This is a genomic window from Clostridiaceae bacterium HFYG-1003 (genome assembly GCA_024579835.1).
Classification (GTDB): Bacteria; Bacillota; Clostridia; order Clostridiales; family Clostridiaceae; genus JG1575.
Genome location: CP102060.1, coordinates 1765437 through 1782191, shown reverse-complemented (window position 1 = coordinate 1782191; position 16755 = coordinate 1765437). Strand labels below are relative to the sequence as shown.

The window sequence follows — 16755 nt, the reverse complement described above, 5'->3', positions numbered from 1 at the left end:
CGGAACGTTACTTAAATTGACTGGGGTTCGTTCCATCGGATCAAGTTGCAACTCCGATGGAGTTTCAACCAGAATGATGGACCAGTAACCGCATTAGAACAATGGGCTGAATAACCGCATCAGACGAATGGAGTGAAAAATGGAAGACAAGAGAAAAATCCTGGTCGTAGAGGATGAACGCAAACTGGCACGATTCATCGAACTGGAATTAAAACACGCCGGTTATGATGTTGAAACCGCCAATGAAGGGCAGACCGCGATCATGAATATCATGAATAATCAATACGATGCCATCATTCTGGATCTGATGATCCCGATTATCGATGGCATCGAAGTTTGTCGCCGGGTCCGCAAGTTCTCCAATGTCCCGATTATTATTTTGACCGCCCGGGATGGGGTAAAGGATAAGGTGGAGGGGCTGGATCTTGGCGCCAATGATTACATGACCAAGCCTTTTGAAATGGAAGAACTCCTCGCCAGACTTCGGGTCATTTTCCGCAAGGAGGAGGAGGTGAAGGACAAATCCCTCATCCTGAGTGTGGGAGATCTGATGCTGAACAAGGAAACTTACGAGGTTCGGCGGGATAGTGACCGGAAGGAACTGACCAAGAAGGAATTTGATCTCCTGGCCTATCTGATGGAAAATCAGGGCATCGTGCTGTCCAGGGAAAAGATCCTCAATCAGGTATGGGGATTTGATTTTGAAGGGGAAACCAATGTGGTGGACGTCTATATCCGATTCCTGCGCAGCAAAATCGATGACAAGTATGACAAGAAACTGATCCATACCATGCGGGGAGCCGGGTACACGATCCGGGACATCGATGAAAATTAAGCTCCAGACGAAAATTTCCCTGAGCTATGCCCTGATCTTTACAATGGTGCTCCTGGCGATGAACGGAGCTGTGTTTTTAATCGTTCGGTTCTATACCGACAGCAGCGACAACATCCAGCTGGCGCGGACGCGCACCATCGTGGAATCGGTGCTCCGGGAGAAGGGCCAGTTCAACCAGGCCGATCTGAAAGAGCATGGGATTCGGTTTCCTCTGGTTGTCCAGGTAAAGACGGATGATCAGGAGTTCACTTCGTTGGATGGAGTGATGATCACAGAGGAGAAAGGCTTCAACTTCCTGCAGTTCGATTATCTGGGAGAGATGGCTTCTCATCGCGCCCGAGTGATCCAGACTGAATTCATCGGGCCTGACCAGGTCAGCCATCAACTGACAATCGCCAAAAGCATTGAAGAAACAGTATACAATCAGCGAGTGACCATTGTAACCTCAGCCATTGCCTCATTTCTTGGAATGCTGCTTTCACTGGCGGTGGGCAGCTATATGAGTCATGAAAGCTTCAAGCCCATCAACAACATGCGCCGATCGGTTGATTCCATCGGAGTGCGAAATATGGGGGACCGGATTCGGGTTCCGGATACAGGGGATGAGCTGACTGATTTGGGCAATACCTTCAACTCTCTGCTGGATCGAATGGAATCTGCTTATACCAAGCAAAGCAAGTTTGTATCGGACGCATCGCATGAACTGCGGACTCCGCTGACGGTCATCAAGGGATACGTCGAACTTCTTGACCGCTGGGGCAAGGATGATCCTGAGATTCTGAACGAGGCCATCGCCGCCATCAAGGAAGAAACCCACAATATGAACAACCTGGTAGAAAATCTACTGTTCATCGCCAAGGGGGAAAACAGGAAGCTCAATGTGGTCCCTGAGGAATTCGAACTGCTGGATGTGGTAGAGGAAGTCTGCCAGGAAACCCGGATGAGCCAGCCTCAGAAAAATATCGAATTCGAAGGACAGTCCATTCTGATCGAAGCTGATCGGAAAATGATCAAGCAGCTGCTGCGGGTGTTCATAGAAAACTCCGTAAAATTTACCCGGCCGGATGGAACAATACGAGTTGTCCTGGCCAAAACCAGTCATCAGGCTATTCTGAAGGTCTGGGACAACGGGGATGGAATTGCACCCAAGGACATCCCGCGGGTGTTTGAGCGGTTTTTTGTGGCAGACAAGGCGCGTACCAAGGATAAATCTGGTTCGGGGCTTGGACTGTCTATCGCGAAGTGGATTATTGATGTCCATCGGGGAAAAGTCAGCCTGGACTCAAAATTAGGCGAATTTACTGAATTTGCAGTCACGCTTCCTTTGAAATTCCAGGGCGATCTTCCGGATCTAACCCCTGCGCCGCCACCGGCTGAAGATCATTCAGGCAAACCGATTGGATAGATATGGATGAAAAGAATGCAGCATGAAAAAAAGCAAAGTCTGAGAAGTATCTCGGAGCTTTGCTTTTTTAATAGAAATGGTTCCAATCGCAAGCCAGCGTAAATGACACAAGAATCCAAAGAGCCGGTTTGATCAAGGGCGGTTCATCAGGTGAGGGATCTGTCTGATTCTGAAGACGACGGTGTTAGGCTTTTTTTAGCTTCTTGCGCTGCTGCTTCAGATGGTTGTATTGTTTTACCTTATAATATTTGCGGCCGCCGGTATAAAGTACCTGGAGCAGGAAGCCGATCAGAAGGCCAATGAAAATCAGGGAATACCAGGTGCCTTGCAGGGATGGCAGTTTCATGTCATAGATCAAATTGTCCCACTGGCGCAGGAAGTAGAGGTTCTGACCTCCCCAGGCTCCGAAAAATGTGCTGTAGGCCAGGAGTTTAAAGTCCATGGTCAAAAAGACCAGGATGATGACTCCGAGACTAAGATATAACCAGCTGTAATTCCCCAGAATCGACGGGATGGACATAGGATCCAGAAGTTCCAGAGGATCCAGAGTATATGTGTAAATTTCCCAGCCGATATGTGTCAGGACAAAGATTAAGATGGGAAGAGTCCGTAATATGGTCGACAAGATAATAAGCAGGGTTTTCCCCACATGTTTCAAATTGCCACCTCCTCGTAAATAAAAATTTGGATAAAAACTCGAAAAGGAAAGGGTTAAGACTACAAACATTATACTATATTCTCTTCAAAAAGCACGGACTGGAATAACAGAGGTTCACGCTCTATGGTTCAACCCCTGGAGGCTCCCTTTACCAGCGTGAGGAAATTTGCTAAAAAAAGTCGGGATAAGATATACTTGGTATGGCAGGATTCACTGGATTGGGTTTTCTAAAGACCGGGAACCTGCACAACTCTAACTTTGATTTGAGGAGACCATATACTGTATGAAACAACGAACCAATTTCGGACGGAGATCTCCGCTCCATCAGATATCCTTGCTGCAGCTCACTCTTTATGGGATGGCAGGAACCTTTGCTGTCGACTTTTCTTTCAGCATGCTCAAGATTCCCTTCACTCTTTTCAGTCTGTTCTATTTCGATCCGAGCCGAATCATCAACAGAGGCGAAGTGTGGCGACTGCCAGCCTTTCCCTTCCTTCACCACAGAACCGGTCTTGATTTCACATCCATCATCTGGTTTGCCTTCAGCATGCTGATTTACCAGGTAGTGATTCGCACTCTGGAAAATAGAGTAGGGCGGTATAAGGCTAATCTGTTCATGCTGATGTCCTGGGCAGTTCTGGCTGCCTATGGTTTCTTCACCGGAAACATCATTGATTTTTATCCGGTCGTTCTTGGCATCACTGCCTTGGCCGGACTGTACAACCCGAATTTCACCATCTACTTCTATTTTTTCATTCCGGTACGCGGGCTGGTTCTTGGAATCCTTGGCATGGCTTTGATGGTTTATAACGGAGTGACCGGACAGTATCAATACCTTCTGATTTTGGCGCTGCTGCTGATCCTGAACCGGGAGGCTGTCCGAGGTTTCATTTCCAGAAAAAAACGCAACCAGGAATTCACAAAGAAAATCAACCATGGACAGGCTCCATGGAAAGAAAGACATCGCTGTGAAGTCTGCGGCCGTACCGAACAGGATGTCCCGGATATGACATTCCGCTTCTGCAGCAAATGCGAGGGAAGCTTTGAGTACTGCGAAGACCACATTCAAAATCACCAGCATCGCACCAATCTTATTACCATGGATCGGTCGGCCCGCACCCCGGAAAGCATCCCGGTCCCTGACTCCGATCCAAATGGGAAACCTGAAGAATAAAGCTGAAATGAGGTGTGGCCAGGTGACGCACCTCTTTTTGTACTCGGATCGTTTGGCGTTTCATATAAGTCATGCTGCAACGTTCGGAGAAACCACTGACAGCCGCATCCAATAACCAGGACTCTGCTTACCGCTGATCAATGAACAGCAGCTCAATTCCAATGGGAATCAGCCTGTCTCCGGGGAAGTGAACCTGATTCCCTGAACCTGAATCTCATTTGGGGGTGGACTGAGTTGGATCGAGCTGAGAAGAGTTGGGTATGGTTTGTAAATAATCGGCCGATAGATGGTTACAGCCTCCTCAGGCGTACGTTATAATATAAGATAAGACTAACAAGCATTCATGAGAACATTATCGCAGGCTATGCCTGATCAATCGGCCGCAATGCGGCGGATTAGGCTCCATATCAGGAAACGCACAGGAGGAATATCATGAAAAAATACGGACTCTCCGCAAAAGACAAGGCAGTGAAATTAAATAAACTCCAGGTGTCCGGCAATGTTTGCGGGGAGTATATTGAATATACGATCGCTCAGCATTATCGCAATACCGGCAAGGACAATGTGCAGTGCACCTACTCCTTCCCAATTCCTGACACAGCCACGCTGACTGATTTTTCCATCAGTCTGGGGGGCAAGAACCTTTCGGCTTCGGTGGAATCCAGAGAAGAAGTGCTGAAAATCCTTGAAAATGCAAAAGAGGAGAATCTGAATCCCATTTCCCTTCTTTCCGATGAAGAGGATGATTTCCAAATTACGATCGGGGATGTCATGCCCAATGAGACGGTAGTCATAAAAATTACCTACATGGATCAGCTCATTTATGATGATAATCAGGTTCGCGTGATTATCCCATCGGTTGTTGACCCGACTTTTGTCAGCGCGCAGACCGATGAAGCCATCGATCAGCCATCCGAATTTTACCTGAGTCTTCTGATTGAGTCTTACGGTGAAGTTTCAATCAAGAGCAGCTCACATAAAATCAAGGTGGAACGCCATGATGAGACACTCAGAAAACTAACCATCGACAAGGGACAGACGCTGGATCGGGATTTTGTTCTTGAAATTGTGGAACGAAAACCCCGTCAGGCAGATGGCATCGCCTATACCTACTATGATCAGGAAGAGGAAGTAGACAAGGCGATTCTCATGCTTCGATTTTTCCCGATCCTGCCGGATAACGGGATGTCCGGGGCCAAAAATTATACATTCATCATCGATATGTCGGAATCCATGGCGGGCAGCAAGATCGAAGAGGCGAAGAACGCTCTGCTGATTGCCCTGCGCAGCCTGGATGAAGGGGATCGTTTCAATATCATTACCTTCTCAGGAGAAGTGACTCAATTCAGCCATCAGGGAAAGCTGGCCTACACCAAGGAAAATCTTGATGCGGCTACTGAATGGATCGAAGCGTTGGAGCTGGGGGAAGGTGCTGATGTTTATTCCGCTCTGCGCGAAGCTCTGATGGGGGTAGAGGATACTGATATCCCAGAGTACCTGTTCCTGTTCTCCGATGATATGGTCGAAAATGAAGATGAGATCATCGAATATGTCCGATCCAATATCGGAAATGCCCGGCTGTTCACGATTGGGATGGATACCGAAGTCAATTCATACTTCATCACCAAGCTGGCTGAGGCTGGCTATGGAATGTCGGAATTCGTGGAGGAAGGCCAGCGTGTGGATGATATTATTCTGCGGCACTTTCACCGGATCCATAATCCTCAGCTGGATGTCACGTCCATCGACTGGGGCAAGATGCAGGTGGAAAAAACCTATCCTGGCACCATTTCCTATCTGTATGACCGGGAACCCTTCACCATTTTCGCCAGTGTAATCGGCGAGATTGAAGGCAAAGTGACCTTGAAGGGGAAAATCATCGGGCGGGAAGGCGAACGCGAGCATAAGCTCGTTGCAGATCTGGATCGGCTGGAAATCGAGGAAAACTCGAAACTGATCGAAAAAGTCTGGGCAAAAAAGATGATTGAATCTCTGGAGGAACGAGAACGGAAAGCTCGTGGCCATGAGAAGGAACAGATCCGGGAACGGATCCTGGATTTGGCGAAAGAATATAATATGCTTTCCTCAGAGACCGCGTTCATCCTGACGGAGTCCATTGAGGATCCGGTATCCGGATATGCCATGCAGCGCATTGTGCCGCTGGACATGTCAGTCGAAACCATGAAGCTTCTCTCAGAGTCCTTCTTCCTGGATGATACTCGTTACTCCAAGGACATTACCATACGCGAAACTATGGCGCAAAAGGGCATCTCCAGACAGGAAGCTCTGAAGGCGATTCAGTTTGAACGGGAAAACCTGCTTCGAATCCTTGCGAAGAACCAGCAGGCTGACGGCTCCTTCCGCGATCTGGGGACCGTTCTCGAAGGGGATGTGCTGGAAACTACTCTGAAGAGTCTGCTGGCCTTTACAGCCGGCAAGGAACCTGCCACGATCTATCTGAACAGCATCAACAAAGCATTCAGCTTTGTCATGACAACGATTCGCGAAGATGAAGCGTTGTTGACCGAACGCAATCTGATGCTTTTGTCCATCGCATATGAAATGGCGGATGCCAAACGGCTGATCAAGGAAAAAACCAAAGAGGCACTGGATACTCTGTTTGACCGGATCGAGGAAGGTGAATTCTCACCGTCCCTGAAAGAAGTTGAAACCGTGGTGGAAAATACCTCACCCCTGCAGATGAAATACATCATGGCCGCGGCTTTGAATATTTCCTCGTCCCAGATCTCCGATCTGGAAGAAATCTTTGAGAAGGACATTAAATCAAACATCACCAGGATATCTGAAGTTGCCCTGGCGAAAGCCCTGTAAGAGATACGTATCCGCTCTCCCAGGAGAGTGGATACTATTTTTATGGGAATAAACTGTTCTCAGGCAGAAACGAAGGTCATTTGTCACCGGTTTGTAATCCCGTAGTAACCATACAGAAACCTAATAATAAGTGAAAGGCGATATATTGAAAGCTAGATTAGACAGAGGCAGGATAATTCCCATGAAAAAGCATGTTCCTTACAGCTTAATAATAATAATGGTTCTTCTGGTGACGATGTTGTTGCCGACGGCGAGCCTGGCGGCACAGTCAGATGATCAGATCAAAGTCGAAGTCTGCCTGATGGATGATTATGGGAATGTCCTCAAAGACTATACAACAAAGTATTTTCAGATCAGCAATGGTCGGTTTGTTTATCGAAAGGCACCCCTTGTTTCGGGATATGTCTTCGCCACCGCCAACGTGCTTAAACTGGAAACAGAAAAAGGCGATACCTATCGGGTTCAATATTTCTACACTCTGGAATCGAATGAGCCGGCACCGCTTCCCGAACCGGTGCCGATGGATGAAATGCCGCTGAAGCGAACTCCATTGGAAGAGCGGATCGTATGGGTATCCTGGACGGACTCGACCATGAAGGAACTGAGGGATTCCAAAACCCAGTCCTGGGATTTTTTCTGGGAAGCTTACGATATTCCTGCTCCTGCAAAGTTGGCTGGCTATGGATTCCAGCAGCTTTTAACCGGCGAGAAAACATATAAAGGGAGAAAAGTTCCCCATTTCGTATTTGTCTATGAAAAAGCTGAAGCCAGTGAACCCGCTCCGTCTTTAATCTTTGACCATCTCATTGAATCCCGTACCATTCGGACGCTTCAGGCTGAGCCCAACCCCCCGGAGCCAAAACCGGATCCGAATTCATCGGGAGCTGACACCAGGCCAATGACGCAGCCTGCGACCAGAGCGGATACCAGGACCGATGTGTCTGCAGAAGCACCGGGAACCAGGCCGGAATCGGAGGCACCAATCAGGACGACTACGACTCGGTCCGATGCGGCCACCGGTGATCGAGACACTTCTTCCACATCCGATGGAACAACTCGGCCAGGTGACAAGACGGGAAACGGAACTTCGGCTCCGGCACAAAGTCCGGGGCGAGCCGCCATCCCTCTACTGGTGGGCGGAATCATTCTGTCACTGGGAACAATTCTATACCGGTTTCTGAAACGATAAGGAGACCCCGGCCAAACCGGCGATCTGAAAACTGGATTAACTGAACCGATCAAGCCCAAGAAAGAGCCTTCCCGCGGGAAGGCTCTTTCTTGGGCTTGATCGGTTTAACTCGTTTGGCCGATTATGCCACGCGAGAAGTACTGGGGAGGATAGCATTCGTTTCACTGAAGCGACTTATTTCGCAAGACTATATTCGGAGTGGAGGGATTCAGCCTTGCATATTTTGAAATCGCTTCTGAATAATCAAAGAGGAAATTAATTGTGAGTTCGAGGGGGCGCGATCTGGATCAGGTTGTCCTTTCCGGGGGCGGTCAGGGCTTTATCGATTTCCGCTGCCAGTGACAGAGTGTTGATCAGACGTGGGGGAATCTGGTATTTGACAAAGCCGCCTGCAGGCTGTTCGAAGTAAAGATAAATATCCTGAAACTGATACCCCAGGGCACAGGTATCATTTAACAGACGGGCTGCTTCCTGACCAATCGGAAAGCTGGCGGGCTGATCTTTGAAGATATAGAGATCAAGGCTTTTGAGAAAGATCGAAGAGTTGGGCTCAAAGGGTTGATCCAGTTTCGTTTTCGGAATATTATCCGGATATTGTTCGTAGGAGACATCCAGATTCATTTGCTTAAGCGGGACCTGCTGAGTGGAGTGTTGATCGAGAAGGGCTTGAAATTCATAGCGCCAGCGGTTCATCGTACTGTGGCGCTCGATAACATCGCGATGGAAGGAGTCGAACACTTTGATTCCGTCATAATACAGTGAGAAAACCGTATCGGTGCTCTCCTTTGAATAGGCTTTGGCCTGTTTGAAGGTTTTGCCTTCTTTCTGATAATCCAGAATGTCCGCTACCCGGAAGGTGTACTCCGGATAGTTCTCCTGCAGGTATTTCTGAAAGACGGGCCGAAACGATTCATTGGCCTTAATCGTATTGTCAGTGAGGGTAGTCAAATCACTGGGAACAGGGACCAGGGGATGACTTTTGGGATTTTCCTTGCTGTAGTGTGCCGGATCACTGAGGATGCCGCTGGTTATGACCACAGGGGTTGTGGTCTTTGTCTGAGCGGTTTTCGGAGAGGTTCCCCTCGTCCCGGTGCTGCCGGAAGCAATGGAGGGGTTCGACTGCTCCGTAGCGGTTGAGGGAGCGGTATTTAAATTACATCCGGGCAGACTAAGCAGCAGCAGGAGAATCAGAGTCCAGGAATAAAGGTGTTTCATAGATTTTCTCTCCATCGTTCATCAATTATAGATTGCTTGCGATTTGCGCTTTGAACAGGACGGAATGCACAAAAAGGGTGAATGAGTTGCTGAACCGGCCGGTTGGAATGCATGAAATCGTTACAGGTACGATTTTACCACGAATCAGGGTCTTTCTGTAAGCAAAAGAGAATGGAACCATGAGAAGGTTGGGTTTTATTCATTTTTATGCACTGTCTATTAATATGTTATATAATAAACAATTAAATTTCTGATTGACAAAGTCTTGTTTATCGCGGGTTTTCGCCCCCTGAGGCAGTTCATCAATTATTAAATTTTGGCTACTGTATTTTAAATACCGTTAACAATTCATTTAAATATTATCCTGAAAACGTTCGTAAATGGCATGAACAGCCAATTCAGGCGATTGTATAATGTGTGACAAGCATTTTATATTAAATTGTGTCAAACCTATTGAAAATTGGCAAACAGACCACTCTTCAATATAATTGAAATGAGGCTTGTAAAAACCCGATTATTTATTCATCAATGGAGGTTAAAATGGAAGACGTAAAAAGAACGCCAGTCTACGAGTCCTACGCAAAGTACGGTGGCAAAAACGTAGCTTACGCAGGATGGGAAATGCCCGTGGAGTACATCGGCCTGGTGCCTGAGCACAACAAAGTGCGCACAGATGCAGGCATCTTCGATGTTTCCCACATGGGAGAGGTTACCGTGAAAGGTAAGGATGCGCTGGCTTATGTTGACCACCTTGTTACGAATGACGTAACGAAGCTGGTTGACGGACAGTGCCAGTACAACGTTTTATGCTATCCTGACGGCGGGGTTGTGGATGACCTGATCGTCTATCGGTTTGGACCGGAAGATTTCCTTCTGGTTATCAATGCCGGCAATACGGATAAAGACTATGTCTGGTTCAAGGAACACCTTGATGGCTATGACGTTGTCATTGAAAATGTCTCTCCGGAAACCGGACAGGTTGCTGTTCAGGGACCAAAAGCTGAGGAATATGTCCAAAAATTAACCGATACGGATTTATCCCAGATTGCCTTCTTCCATAACAAGAAAGATGTCAATATTGGCGGAATCAACTGCCTCGTTTCCAGAACCGGCTACACCGGCGAAGATGGCTTTGAAATCTACTGCCACAAAGACGAAGTTGCCAAGCTCTTTGAAATGATCGCTGATGCAGGGGTTCAGCCCATCGGTTTAGGCGCCAGAGATACACTGCGCTTCGAAGCCAACCTTCCCTTGTACGGTCAGGAATACGATGAGACGATCTCACCTCTGGAAGCCGGCTACGGATACTTCGTCAAGCTGGATAAGGAAGGAGACTTCATCGGCAAGGAAGCTTTGAAAAAGCAGAAAGCTGAAGGACTCAAGAGAAAGATTGTCGGATTTGAAATGGCAAAGGGCAGCCCGCGTCATGGTTACGATGTTTACAAGGGCGATAAGAAAATTGGTGTAGTCACTACCGGATACATTTCTCCGTCCCTGGGAAAAGCCATTGGAATGGCACTGGTTGATATCGAAGAGTCCGAAATGGGCAACACCTTTGACATCGCAGTCCGCAACAAGAGAATGCCGGCCACCGTTATCTCCAGAAAATTCCTCAAAAAAGATAAATAAATCTTAACATTTTTCTAGGTTTACAAGGCATCTGATGATGAGATAGAATCAAATTTATAAAAACATAAATAAAAGGAGAACTTGAATTATGGAAAACGTAAAAGAAAATCTTTATTACACGAAGGATCATGACTGGGTAAGAGTAGAGGGAGATAAGGCTTATGTTGGTCTGACCAACTATGCACAGCATCACCTCGGATCCATTGTTTACGCGGAAGCTCCGGAAGTTGACGCTGAATTCGCTAAAGGCGATGCTTACGGCGTTGTAGAATCCGTTAAGGCTGCTACCGATGTCAACATGCCAGTATCCGGCAAGATCGTTGAAGTGAATGAAGAAGTTGTTGACGCTCCGGAAAAATTCAATGAAGATCCATGGGGCAACTGGTTTGTTGCCGTAGAAATGAGCGATAAGGCAGAACTCGAAGAACTGCTGTCCGCTGAAGACTATCAGAAGCTGCTCGACGAGGAGGAATAAGATTTGAAGCATCCATATCTTCCGGGTACCGACAAAGACCTGGAGATTATGCTCGATCGAATCGGCGTATCCTCAGTAGATGCGCTCTTTAAGGCAGTGCCGGCAAACGTCAAGCTTCAGGAAGACCTGAAGCTTGACCCGGCAATGACCGAGATCGACGTAAGACGGAAAGTCGGTGCTATGGCTAATAAGAACAAGTCCATCGACGACCTGACCTGTTTCCTTGGAGCAGGTTCTTATGATCATTACATCCCATCAACCGTGAAACACATCATTTCCCGTTCTGAATTCTACACGGCGTACACGCCTTATCAGCCGGAAATTGCCCAGGGTACCCTTCAGGGTGTCTGGGAATATCAGTCCATGATGTGCATGCTCACGGGCATGGATGTATCCAATGTTTCCATGTACGACGGCCCGACCGCTGCGGCAGAGGCAGCCATGCTGGCTACGGGATCACAGCGCCGGAACAAGATCCTTGTTTCGGAAGGTGTTAACCCGGAAACCCGTCAGGTGCTGGAATCCTACCTGAGATCCCGTGATGTCGAAATCGCCTACGTTCCACTGACTGAAGACGGACAGACGGATTCCGCGAAACTGTCAGATCTTCTGGATAAGGAAATCGCCGGATTGGTGGTAGGCTATCCAAACTTCTATGGAATTGTTGAGGATTTCAGCGAAATCGTGGAAAAAGTTCACGCCAACAAGTCACTGTTCATCATGCAGATTGACCCGCTGGCAATGGGCTTATTGAAGACTCCAGGTGAAATCGGAGCCGATATCGTTGTCGGAGAAGGCCAGTCCCTGGGCCAGAACCTGAATTACGGCGGACCGGTCCTTGGTTTCATGAACATTACAGAAAAGCTGGTGCGTAAAGCTCCCGGCCGTATTATCGGACGTTCCATCGACGTGGATGGCAATCCCGCATATGTGCTGACTCTGCAGGCCAGAGAACAGCACATCAGAAGAGAAAAAGCCACTTCCAATATTTGCTCAGACCAGACTCTCAACTCCATTGCTGCCGCTGTGTATCTGGCCAGCATGGGACCAGAGGGAATGAAGGAAGCTGCCATTCAGTCTGCTCAGAAGGCACACTATCTGGCGAAAAAGCTGGAAGCCACCGGAAAGTTCAAAATGAAATTCGATGCTCCGTATTTCAAGGAATTTGTCATGGAAACGGATCTTGACGCTGGTAAAATGAATGAAGAACTCTTAAAGCAAGGCATGCTGGGCCCCCTGAGTCTGGATTCCTGCGGCCTGCCGGGAGCTGTTCTCTTCTGTGTGACGGAGAACCGGTCCAAAGAAGAGATGGATAAGCTCGTAGCAGCTTTGGAGGTGATCTAGATGTTTGATAAATACGGAAAAACAATATTTGACCTCTCTCAGGAAGGCAGACGCGCGACCACACTTCCGAAGCTGGATGTGGAAGAACTGGCACTGGATGATATGATTCCGGCCAATCTGCAGCGGAAAACAGAGCTGAACCTGCCCCAGGTCACTCAGCTGGATGTAATGCGCCACTATACGCTTCTGTCCAAGCTGAATTACTCCGTGGACGCCGGATTCTATCCGTTAGGCTCCTGCACCATGAAGTACAACCCTAAGATTAACGAAGACATGGCAGGACTTCCCGGATTTGCCAGACTTCATCCCTATCAGGATGAGTCCACGGTACAGGGAGCCCTGGAAGTTCAGTACAAACTGAGCAAAGCACTTTGTGAAATCGTCGGAATGGATGCAGTGACCCTGCAGCCGGCTGCCGGTGCTCACGGTGAAATGACCGGTCTGATGCTGATCAAGGAATACCATAAGAGACGCGGCGATACCAAGCGGACCAAGATCATTGTTCCCGATGCGGCTCACGGAACCAACCCGGCTTCCGTATCCGTGGTAGGGTTCGATGTTGTTGAAGTTCCTTCCACCAAGGAAGGCGATGTGGATCTGGATGCACTCAGAGCAGTAGCCAATGATGAAGTGGCCGGTCTGATGCTGACAAACCCCTCCACCCTGGGAGTTTTTGAATCCAACATCATGGAAATCGCTAAGATCATCCACGACTGCGGCGGACTGATTTACTATGATGGAGCCAACCTCAATGCCATCATGGGTAAAGTACGTCCTGGCGATATGGGCTTCGACGTTCTCCACATGAATCTCCACAAGACCATGTCAACGCCTCACGGCGGCGGCGGCCCCGGAGCTGGTCCGGTTGCCTGCAAGAAGGAGCTCGCTCCCTACCTGCCAGTGCCAATGGTCACCTACAATGAGGCGGAAGATAAGTACGGCTGGGATTATGACCGTCCTGAATCGATCGGCAAAATCAAGGGCTTCTTCGGAAACTTTGGTGTGCTGCTGAGAGCTTACGTCTACATCTTGTCCATGGGCAGAGATGGCCTCAGGAAAGCATCCGAAGATGCGGTTCTTAATGCCAACTACATCAAGTTCTCCCTGAAGGACGACTACAAGATCATTAATGAGAACCCGACCATGCACGAAGTTGTATTCGCCGGACTCAAGGACAAGTCCACCGGTGTCTCAACGCTCGAAGTTGCAAAACGTCTGATCGACTATGGATTCCATCCACCGACGATCTACTTCCCGCTCATCGTTGATCAGGCTCTGATGGTTGAACCGACTGAAACAGAATCCAGGGAAACCATGGATCACTTTATCGGCGCCATGAAGCTGATTGCCGAAGAAGCCAGAACCAACCCGCAGATCTTTAAGACGGCTCCTCACAACACCCCGGTTCGCCGGATCGATGAAGTTGCCGCTGTTAAGAATCCGATCCTGAAATGGACACCGGATCTTAAGAAGGAGCTCGGAGAGGATTATGCAACAAAGCCGGTCGCCTGTGCGCCGGACACTGAAGGTAAATAAATGGGTAAAAAGATCGCGATCATCGGAGCCGGTCCCGGCGGATACGTCTGTGCCATTCGGTTTGCTCAGCTGGGGGCTGATGTCACCCTGTTCGAGAAAGACCGCATTGGCGGGACCTGCTTGAATCGCGGCTGTATCCCAACCAAGGCGCTGCATCGCAGCGCCGAGGTTTTTCATGATACATTGCACGCGATGGAATACGGAATTGAAGTAGAAGGAACCCCGAAGCCCAATGGCGACAAGATCTTCGAACGCAAGGCCAATGTCGTGGAAACTCTTGTTTCCGGCGTGGAACATGTGGTCAAGGCAAATGGTGTCCGGGTGATCCTGGATCAGGCCAGACTGGGTGAGGGAATGAAAGTTCACTGGAGTGAAGGAGAAGAACAGTTTGACAATATTATTATTGCCACTGGTACCGTTCCCTCGACTCCGCCCATTGAAGGCGCAGACCTGCCTGGACTGCTGGATTCGGACAAATTGCTGGCAATGAAGGAAATTCCTGAATCCATGATCGTTCTTGGCGGATCGGTTGTGGCGATGGAGTTCGCCTCAATTTATGCGACACTGGGTACGAAAGTCACCCAGGCTGTAAGATCTCAGATCCTCCGTATGGTGGATACCGAGATCGTCAAGCGGGTCAAGCCCCTCTACAAAAAGCAGGGCATTGAGGTGAATGAAAAGACCACCCCGAAAAAAATCGAAAAGACGGAACAGGGCTTTAAAGTTTACTTTGATAAGAATGGCAAGGACTATGAAGTGGAAGCACAGCATGTCCTGGTCGCTCTGGGCCGGGAACCGGTTTCGAAGGGGCTTGGATTCGAAGAAGCCGGCGTTGAACTGGTAAAGGGCTCCATCAAGGTTGACCATAACCTGATGACTACCGCCCAAGGCATTTATGCCATCGGCGACATCAATGGCATTGCCTTGCTGGCTCACGCTGCCGAACACCAGGGTGTTGCGGTCGCGGAGTACATTATGGAAGGCAAGCCGGTGGAACATGTTCCGGTACCAAACTGTATTTTTACCTTGCCTGAAATCGCCACCATCGGAGCTTCCGAGGAAGAACTTAAGGCAGAAGGCATCGAGTATAAAACAAATAAGTTTATGATGGCTGCCAACGGGAAAGCCCTCGCGCTCGGTGAAACGGACGGTCTGGTTAAAATCATTACGGACATGAATAACAAACTTCTGGGTGTCCATATCTTTGGCCCGCACGCTTCTGATATGATCCATGAAGGCATCCTGGCCATCAATAAGGGGATGACAGTGGAAGACATCAAGGCCGTCATGCACGCTCATCCGACGCTTCCTGAGGCTTTCTATGAGGCAGTCTTGGGAATTGATGGCATGATGATCCACGCCCTGAATAAGAAGAAATAAGGCATCTGAGGATCGAGCGATCCGCCTGTTCGAAAAAAGTCTAAAAAAGGGATCACGGTTATTGCCGCGGTCCCTTTCCTATCTCTTGAAGTGAAAATCAGATGATGAGGAGTGCTGTTCCATGGCATGACTTTTCCCAGTTCATGCTGTTCAATGGCTTTGTTTATCCTATACATGGCGGGGCAAAGCCTGGCTGTATGACCAGCTTGTTCAAAACAGTGCCGTTCAAGGCAGTGGCGTTAAGGCGTAACTTTCCAGGGGATCCTGCTTTACAGAAGAACCTGATTAAGGTTATGCTGATTTTAGAACTTAAGCATCCATGAAAGTTCCTCTCAGTGTTGCATCAGAAGAGTACAATGATTATTGAGAGAAAAATCATTGTAAGTTTGAAGGACACGAGACGTTTTGTATCGAAGAGCCACAGCTGAATCCAACAGAATGTATAACCTCTGACATTTTTCCAGGGAGATGAAACTGCGGAGAAATCAGGCTGACATCAATAGATTTCGAGATTTGATCCGCGTCACTGAGTGTTTTTGGAACGGGGTTTGTCCATTGAAAGAAAGTTGAGGGTAATATTGTGATCATTCAAGGGAAAAAATTTCACTGGAACCATATACATTTGATCTTTGTCATGAGGTCTTTGAACAATATATCCCAGACCCGGCAATGACTGAGGATGACTTTCATTACGACAGAGACATAATCAACCGATATTATCAGGTAAAAGTGTTGAGATCTGATCGAGTTTACTTTGGGATCTGTGCTGCCGGGAAATGTATTGGAGAAATTCAGCTGAAGCAGATTGACAAGGCGAAAAAATGCGGGACGCTGAGTATTCTGATAGCGAATGATTCATACAAGGGAATGGGGTGTGGGTCGGAGGCTCAACGTTTACTGCTGGACTACGCCAAACACGCTCTGGATCTTCGGACCATCTATGCCGATGTTGTACTCAGAAATGAGCGGAGCAGGCATATTTTGACAAAACTTGGGTTTGAACATCTTTCCGATGATGAGCAGAAGGCGTATTACCGGTATCTTGTTACCTAGTCAGGTCACTCGGGATTTAGTCGATCTGAT

13 protein-coding genes are annotated in these 16755 nt (G+C 48.3%); 11 read left to right on the top strand and 2 right to left on the bottom strand.

The annotated features are described in order from the left end of the window. Window positions 1–139 precede the first annotated feature (139 nt). Entirely contained in the window at window positions 140–835 is a 696-nt protein-coding gene (locus NQU17_07990) for a response regulator transcription factor (protein ID UUM10628.1), read from the top strand. Beyond that, on the top strand, window positions 825–2240 hold the full coding sequence (locus tag NQU17_07985) for a HAMP domain-containing histidine kinase (protein UUM10627.1): 1416 nt from the start codon (window positions 825–827) through the stop codon (window positions 2238–2240). The genes NQU17_07990 and NQU17_07985 overlap by 11 nt, the downstream gene beginning before the upstream one ends. 184 nt (window positions 2241–2424) lie before the next feature. Here the strand turns inward: NQU17_07985 and NQU17_07980 are convergent, their stop codons facing one another. Continuing rightward, complete coding sequence (locus NQU17_07980; GenBank protein ID UUM10626.1) at window positions 2425–2898, bottom strand: hypothetical protein; 474 nt, start codon at window positions 2896–2898, stop codon at window positions 2425–2427. Window positions 2899–3181: 283 nt separating this feature from the next. On the opposite strand from NQU17_07980, the gene NQU17_07975 reads away from it, so the two are divergent. The 3 genes from NQU17_07975 to NQU17_07965 all read left to right on the top strand — a co-directional run bounded on the left by NQU17_07975 (window position 3182) and on the right by NQU17_07965 (window position 8093). Next, window positions 3182–4072 carry a hypothetical protein gene (locus tag NQU17_07975; GenBank protein ID UUM10625.1) on the top strand — a complete coding sequence of 297 codons (891 nt, stop codon included), beginning with the start codon at window positions 3182–3184 and terminating at the stop codon, window positions 4070–4072. Between the two features lie 432 nt (window positions 4073–4504). Beyond that, on the top strand, window positions 4505–6904 hold the full coding sequence (locus NQU17_07970; protein UUM10624.1) for a VIT and VWA domain-containing protein: 2400 nt from the start codon (window positions 4505–4507) through the stop codon (window positions 6902–6904). Between the two features lie 181 nt (window positions 6905–7085). Continuing rightward, window positions 7086–8093 (top strand): hypothetical protein, encoded by a 1008-nt coding sequence (locus NQU17_07965; protein ID UUM10623.1) that lies wholly within the window; start codon window positions 7086–7088, stop codon window positions 8091–8093. A 255-nt stretch (window positions 8094–8348) separates the two neighbouring features. Here NQU17_07965 and NQU17_07960 read toward each other — a convergent pair whose 3' ends face one another. After that, window positions 8349–9308, bottom strand: coding sequence for a hypothetical protein (locus tag NQU17_07960; protein UUM10622.1), 960 nt, complete (start codon window positions 9306–9308; stop codon window positions 8349–8351). 540 nt (window positions 9309–9848) lie between these two features. Between NQU17_07960 and gcvT the strand changes: the two genes are divergently transcribed. The 6 genes from gcvT (at window position 9849) to NQU17_07930 (ending at window position 16725) form a co-directional block, all read left to right on the top strand. Next, complete coding sequence (gcvT, locus tag NQU17_07955; GenBank protein ID UUM10621.1) at window positions 9849–10937, top strand: glycine cleavage system aminomethyltransferase GcvT; 1089 nt, start codon at window positions 9849–9851, stop codon at window positions 10935–10937. A gap of 88 nt (window positions 10938–11025) precedes the next feature. Further along, the gene (gcvH, locus tag NQU17_07950) at window positions 11026–11412 is read left to right on the top strand and encodes a glycine cleavage system protein GcvH (GenBank protein UUM10620.1); all 387 of its coding nucleotides are present in this window, start codon (window positions 11026–11028) and stop codon (window positions 11410–11412) included. 3 nt (window positions 11413–11415) lie between these two features. Continuing rightward, window positions 11416–12756, top strand: a complete 1341-nt coding sequence (gene gcvPA / locus NQU17_07945) for an aminomethyl-transferring glycine dehydrogenase subunit GcvPA (protein ID UUM10619.1) — start codon at window positions 11416–11418, stop codon at window positions 12754–12756. Then, a complete protein-coding gene (gene gcvPB / locus NQU17_07940) occupies window positions 12757–14292 on the top strand; it encodes an aminomethyl-transferring glycine dehydrogenase subunit GcvPB (protein ID UUM10618.1) in 1536 nt (511 codons plus the stop codon). Next, the gene (gene lpdA, locus NQU17_07935; GenBank protein ID UUM10617.1) at window positions 14293–15672 is read left to right on the top strand and encodes a dihydrolipoyl dehydrogenase; all 1380 of its coding nucleotides are present in this window, start codon (window positions 14293–14295) and stop codon (window positions 15670–15672) included. Window positions 15673–16278: 606 nt separating this feature from the next. Beyond that, a complete protein-coding gene (locus NQU17_07930) occupies window positions 16279–16725 on the top strand; it encodes a GNAT family N-acetyltransferase (GenBank protein UUM13487.1) in 447 nt (148 codons plus the stop codon). Window positions 16726–16755: the final 30 nt, after the last annotated feature.